Annotated in this window: 6 protein-coding genes; 5 read left to right on the top strand and 1 reads right to left on the bottom strand. The window is 68.7% G+C overall.

The features are described from left to right. From ACFVDI_RS11205 to ACFVDI_RS11185, 5 genes are all read left to right on the top strand, one after another. On the top strand, positions 1–780 hold a 780-nt coding region (locus tag ACFVDI_RS11205; protein ID WP_378904358.1), incomplete at its 5' end, for a carboxyl transferase domain-containing protein. A gap of 96 nt (positions 781–876) precedes the next feature. Beyond that, positions 877–1,083: a hypothetical protein gene (locus ACFVDI_RS11200; protein WP_378904356.1), complete on the top strand. Its 207-nt coding sequence runs from the start codon at positions 877–879 to the stop codon at positions 1,081–1,083. Positions 1,084–1,131: 48 nt separating this feature from the next. Beyond that, positions 1,132–1,803: a TetR family transcriptional regulator gene (locus ACFVDI_RS11195; RefSeq protein WP_378904354.1), complete on the top strand. Its 672-nt coding sequence runs from the start codon at positions 1,132–1,134 to the stop codon at positions 1,801–1,803. A gap of 57 nt (positions 1,804–1,860) precedes the next feature. Beyond that, on the top strand, positions 1,861–2,796 hold the full coding sequence (locus tag ACFVDI_RS11190; RefSeq protein WP_378904352.1) for an ATP-binding cassette domain-containing protein: 936 nt from the start codon (positions 1,861–1,863) through the stop codon (positions 2,794–2,796). Further along, positions 2,796–4,445: an ABC transporter permease gene (locus ACFVDI_RS11185; RefSeq protein WP_378904350.1), complete on the top strand. Its 1,650-nt coding sequence runs from the start codon at positions 2,796–2,798 to the stop codon at positions 4,443–4,445. The genes ACFVDI_RS11190 and ACFVDI_RS11185 overlap by 1 nt, the downstream gene beginning before the upstream one ends. Positions 4,446–4,534: 89 nt before the next feature. Here ACFVDI_RS11185 and ACFVDI_RS11180 read toward each other — a convergent pair whose 3' ends face one another. Further along, complete coding sequence (locus ACFVDI_RS11180; RefSeq protein WP_378904348.1) at positions 4,535–6,145, bottom strand: calcium-binding protein; 1,611 nt, start codon at positions 6,143–6,145, stop codon at positions 4,535–4,537. Positions 6,146–6,192: the final 47 nt, after the last annotated feature.

Genomic DNA, 6,192 nt, shown 5'->3' with positions numbered 1-6,192 from the left:
GCGTCGGCCGACGCGGGCGACTTCTCGGCGGTCGACACCTGGGACGCGATCACCCGGTCCCGGCGTGCGGACCGGCCGGGTGCGCGGGCGCTGCTCCGGATCGCGGCCTCGGACGTCGTGCCCCTCAACGGCACCGGGCAGGGCGAGCGCGACCCGGGTCTGATCATCGCGCTGGCGCGGTTCGGGTCCGCGCCGTGCCTGGTGCTGGCGCAGGACCGGCGCGAGCAGGCCCACCAGCCGCTCGGACCGGAGGGGCTGCGCGAGGCACAGCGCGGGATGAAGCTCGCCGCCGGGCTCGGGCTCCCCGTCGTGACGGTCATCGACACACCCGGCGCCGCACTGTCGGCGGAGGCGGAGAACGGCGGCATCGCCGGCGAGATCGCGCGTACGTTGGGGACGCTCGTCAACGTCGAGACCCCGACGCTCAGCCTGATGCTGGGCGAGGGCAACGGTGGCGGGGCGCTCGCCTTCCTCCCCGCCGATCGCGTGGTCGCGGCCCAGCACGCCTGGCTCTCCCCGCTGCCGCCCGAAGGTGCGAGCGCGATCGTGCACGGCGACTCCGACCATGCCGCCGAGATGGCCGAGGCCCAGCAGGTGCTGGCCGTCGACCTGCAGCAGATCGGCGTGGTCGACCGGATCGTCGCGGAGTCCCCCGACGCCGCCGACGAGCCGGAGGCGTTCTGCCGCCGGGTCGGCGCGGTCCTGGAGGACGAGCTGCTCGCGCTGCTCGCCTCCGGACCGGGCGAACCGACGGCTCGGGCCGCCCGCTACGCGGGCTGAGGACGTACGCAGGAGATCTGCGGACACACCACGAACTCCGCCACGATGGGTGGGCTCGTCACGAGCCGACAACCCCACACTCGATCGGAGTTTCTCGTGCCTCAGATCAAGCGCTGCCCGGGCTCGAACCCGCCGGTGGAGTGCGAAGTGGTCGACAAGGTGCTCTACCGCGACGGCGGTGGGGTCGACCTGAGCGCCACGTCCTACCGCAACCTGGACGCCGCCTTCCGTGAGGAGGGCTCCGGTCTGATGCTCTCCGACCACTTCCCGATCGCGGTCGACTTCAGCTGGACCACGAACTGATCGGTTAAACCCTTGCGCTGGGGCTGAACGCCTGTTTAGCCTTTGAACATGCGTTCAGCCTCAGCCGATCCGACCACGCGCGAGCGAATTCGCGACGCGGCGGTGCTGCGGTTCGCGCGTGACGGCTTCGGCGCCTCGGTCCGCTCGATCGCCAGTGACGCCGGGGTCAGTCCGGCCCTGGTGATCCACCACTTCGGCTCCAAGGACGAGCTCCACGCCGAGTGCGACGAGCAGGTGCTCGCCGAGATCCGTCAGGCCAAGAACGAGTCGATCGACGAGCTGGCCGCTGGACAGAGCATCCTGCACCGGTTCGCGGCGACGGATGAGTACGCACCGATACTCGGTTACGTCCTCCGCTCGCTGCAGGACGGCGGGCCGGTCGGCCGCAGCTTCATCGAGCAGATGATCGAGGACGCGGTCGGCTACACCAAGCACGGCGTCGACGCCGGCCTGGTCAAACCGAGCCTGGACGAGGCGGCGCGAGCGCGCTACCTGGTGCTCTCCGCACTCGGCACGCTCATGCTCGAGCTCACCCTCAACCCGCAGGAGGACCCCAGCGACATCAGCGGGCTCGTGCGCGGTTTCCTGATGACCACCTACCTCCCGATGCTCGAGCTCTACTCCGAGGGCTTCTTCACCAACCGTCGCATGCTCGACGAATACCTGCTCTACGTTCCGGACCCGCCGCAGGACACCGCCACGGAGCCCGCGTCCGAATGACGCCTCGCCCCGTCGGCGTACGTCCTCCCATTCCTCCCAACGCGGAAGCGAGTACCCATGTCCGACAACATCCCCGCGGTCGAGATCGCGGGCCTGCACAAGTCCTTCGGCTCCTTCAAGGCCCTCGACGGCCTCGACCTGACCGTCCAGCCCGGCCAGGTGGCCGGCTTCCTCGGTCCCAACGGCGCCGGCAAGTCCACCACCATCAAGATCCTGCTCGGGCTGCTGCGCGCCGACGCCGGCACCGCCCGTCTCTTCGGCGGCGACGCGTGGCGTGACGCCGTCGAGCTGCACAAGCGGATCTCGTACGTCCCCGGTGACGTGTCGCTGTGGCCCAATCTCACCGGAGGCGAGTGCATCGACTACCTCACCCGGCTCAAGCCGGCCGGCGACAAGGCGCGCCGTAAGGCACGCAAGGCCGAGCTGCTGGAACGGTTCCAGCTCGACCCGACCAAGAAGGCGCGCACCTACTCCAAGGGCAACCGGCAGAAGGTCGCGCTGGTCGCGGCGTTCCTCGACGAGTCCGAGCTCTACATCTTGGACGAGCCGACCTCCGGCCTCGACCCGCTGATGGAGGCCGTGTTCACCGAGTACGCCCGAGAGGCCAAGGCCGAAGGCTCCTCGGTGCTGCTCTCCAGCCACATCCTCAGCGAGGTCGAGAAGGTCTGCGACACCGTCACGATCATCCGCGCCGGGGTCGCGGTCGAGTCAGGCACGCTCGAGGAGCTGCGCCACCTGACCCGTTCCTCCGTCGTCGCCACCCTCGGTGGCGACCCGTCCGCGCTGAGCAGCCTGCCAGCCGTGAACGACCTCGTGACCAGCCAGAACGGGGCCGGAACCCGAGTCGCGTTCGACGTGGACAACCACGCGGTGGGCGAGGTCATGAAGACCCTGACCGACCTGGACGTGCACGGCCTGACGGTCACCCCGCCCTCGCTCGAGGAGCTCTTCATGCGCCACTACGGCGACGTCATCGAGACGGAGGAGGCGTGATGAGCGCCCTCGCTCCGGCCATCCCGAGGCGTTCCCCGCTGGCGTCCTTCACCGGCACCTGGCACCTGACCCGGTTCATGCTGCGACGCGACCGCGTCCGGCTGACGGTCTGGACGGTCTCGCTGCTCGCGCTGTACGCCTACTTCGTCACCGCGCTGAGCACGGTCTACCCCACGGCGGAGGACCGTCAGGGGCGCGCTGACCTGATGCAGCAGCCGGCATCGGTGTTCCTCGGCGGGCCCAACTACGGGCTCGACGACTACACGATCGGCGCCATGTTCGCCAACGAGATGACGCTGTGGATGATCGCGCTGCTCGGGATCATGAACATGTTCGAGGTCGTCCGCAACACCCGCGCCGAGGAGGAGAGCGGGCGGGCTGAGCTGGTCCGGTCCGGCGCCGTGGGACGGCACGCGGCGGTCGCCGCCTCGCTGCTGACGGTGGTCATCGTGAACGTCGTCTTCGCCGCGCTCGGGAGCGCGCTGCTCATCTCCGGGGGTGACCTCGAGGTCGAGGACACCTTCGCGATGTCGACGGCGATCGCCGTCAGCAGTCTGGTCTTCGCCGCCGTCGCCCTGGTCACCTCGCAGCTGACCACGCACGGCCGCGGCGCCACCGGCCTCGCCCTCGCGGTGCTGGGTGTCGCTGTGCTCGTGCGCGGCATCGGGGACCTGCAGGCCGGGCCCGGCGAGCACGGCACCTGGCTCTCGTGGCTCTCACCGATCGCCTGGACCCAGCAGATGAGGGCGTACGTCGACCTGCGCTGGTGGCCGCTGGCACTGAGCGTCGTGGCGGTCCTCGTGCTGCTCGCCGTCGGTGCCTTCCTGGCCTCGAAGCGCGACTTCGACGGGGCGCTGCTCGCCGGCCGCTCCGGCCGGGCCGAGGCACCCGCGACGCTCGCGTCGCCGCTGGCGATGGCATGGCGCCAGCAGCGTACGGCTCTGTTCTGGTGGTTCCTCGGCACCTTCGTGATGTTCGGGGCGACCGGCACCTACCTCGGCGAAGGGGTCGAGGACATGGTCAGCGACATGGCCGCGTCCAACCCCGAGGCGGCCAAGATGTTCGGCGACGACCCGCTCACCGGGTTCCTGGCGATCATGATCCTGTACGCCGCGCTGGCTGCCGCCGGCTACGCGATCGCGACCACGCTCCGCGCCAAGACGGAGGAGAGCGAAGGACGTCTCGAGATCACGCTGGCCAAGCCGGTCTCACGCAGTCGCTGGTTCGGCTCCCATCTCGTGGTCGTGGCGGTGGGTGCGTTCGTACTGACCATTATCTCGGGCGCCCTCGCGCTGTGGGCAGGTGCACTGGTCAACGGTGAGGTCGAGCTGGGGACGTTCCTGAAGGGCGGCGCGGCGTTCCTGCCGGCGGTCGCGGTCTTCATGGCGCTCACCGCGGCGCTCTACGCCTGGATCCCGAAAATCACGCCGATCATCTGGGCGCTCTTCGCGTTCACCTGCATCACCGGGATGTTCGGGCCGCTCTTCGACCTCCCGGACTCGGTCGCCGGCATCTCACCCTTCTGGTGGGTCGGGCGCTACCCGCAGGAGCCGATCGAGGCCTCGCACATGTTCGGCCTCAGCGCCGTGGCGCTGGTGCTGCTGGCGGCAGCCTTCGTCGGCTTCCGCCGCCGGAACATCCCCGCCTGACCCAACCGGTCGAGGCGTCACGTACGCCGGTCGAGTGGGCACCGAGGTGCTCACTCGACCGGCGTTGTTGACGTCTCGGCAGGTCGGAACTAGCTCGCGGCCCCCAGCACCTGAATTCGGCTCAACTCAGCGTTGAGCTCATGCACCTCGACCGGCGAGTTCGAGCCGTGGTTCACAAAGGCCGCGTACGCGTCCGGACCCATCCAACTTCCGGTGTTGCCAACACGGTCCTCGACGCCGACGCCAACGTTGTACACGCCTCCGCGAGACCCCTTCGGAAGCGTTAGGTACGCCGTCCAGATCCCGTCTTTAGAGGTTCCAGAAGTGCGCGTGAGCCCCTCTTCGCAGACGAAGCCGAAGTATTCGGGGGTCGGATCCGACGGTGTGGCTACCTCGGCTCGTGACAGGCAGATCGCGACACCGTCCACCACGCCCGACTTCGCATCACGGATTCGTGCCGTCACCTTCACCGACTTCGGCGCAGTCCTGACATCCAGGCTTGTCGCGGACAAGGCCGAGATGCTCACCGTGGGAGCAACCAGGTCAGGATCCGTATTAGTGACAGTCAGAATGTCACGATCGATCCCGGTCTCGCGCCCGTAACGGTCGGCCACCCACATTTGCAGTTCCATAGGCCCTGCAGGCGTATACCGCGGAACGGTGAGGACGTACTCCCACCATCCGTCTCGAGTGCCGCCAGACACGAGTGACATCGAGGCCATGTAGATGGAGCCGTTGACGGACGAGGCGATGAAATGGCCCTGGATCCGTTTGACGCCGCTGAGGTCGTCCGTCGCGTGCACGCGCACCCTGACCTTCGCGTCAGCAGTGGTGGTGTCGACGGTTGACGGAGTAGCCGAGACGGACACGATCGCCGGCGGGGCCTTGTCGTAGCCGCACCCGCTCAGGATGTCGTAGATGTCGTAGTAGCAGGTGTTGGTGCCAGCATTGCCGTGGACATCGTCGAGCCCGGTGCCTCCGGTCAGCCTGTCGTTGCCATCCCCGCCGTTGAGGGTGTCAGCGCCGCCGTCGCCCCAGAGTCGGTCATGTCCAGGGCCGCCGTTGACGGTGTCCAGGTGGTTGTTCCCGTGGAGCTGGTCGTCGCCGTAGCTGCCGGAGAGCCGGTCGTTGCCGTCACCACCGGAGATCGAGTCGTTGCCATCGCCTCCGTTGACGGTGTCGGACCCCGTGCCTCCGGAGATGGCGTCTCCGCTCGACCCGCCGTTGATGCTGTCCCCGGCGCCGCCGCCGTAGATACGGTCCGCGCCTGCTCCGCCGGAGATCACGTCGAAATGGTCGCCGCCGGAGATGACGTCACCGCCGTCCTCGCCCCAGATGTTGTCCTGCCCGGTGCCGCCGTTGAGGTTGTCGGGCCCGCCCTCGCCGTGGATCCAGTCCTCGCCGCTCCCGGCGAGCACACGGTCGGCGCCGTAGCTGGCATAGATGTGATCTCCGCCTGATCCGGCGTCGATCAGATCGTCGCCGCCCTTGGCGTAGATGATGTCGCCGCCGCCACGACCGCAGATGACGTCCCGTCGCGATGTGCCCTTCAGAACGTCACCGCCGGACGTACCGACGATCGTGCAGCGTACGCCGGTGGATGTTGTCGCCGCGCTCGCGGGACTCGCCACGAGTACGGTCGCCGAGGCGGCCATCGCGACGATCCCGGCAAGCAGCGTGCGCCCCGTCAGGAGCACCATTCCTGCCTCCAGAAGATCCTCAGGCCCGCGTCAGCGCGGGCCTGAGG

It is taken from the genome of Nocardioides sp. NPDC057767, from assembly GCF_042798275.1.
Taxonomy (GTDB): domain Bacteria; phylum Actinomycetota; class Actinomycetes; order Propionibacteriales; family Nocardioidaceae; genus Nocardioides.
The sequence above is the reverse complement of the archived record's forward strand: the minus strand, read 5'-3'. Positions and strand labels throughout refer to the sequence as shown.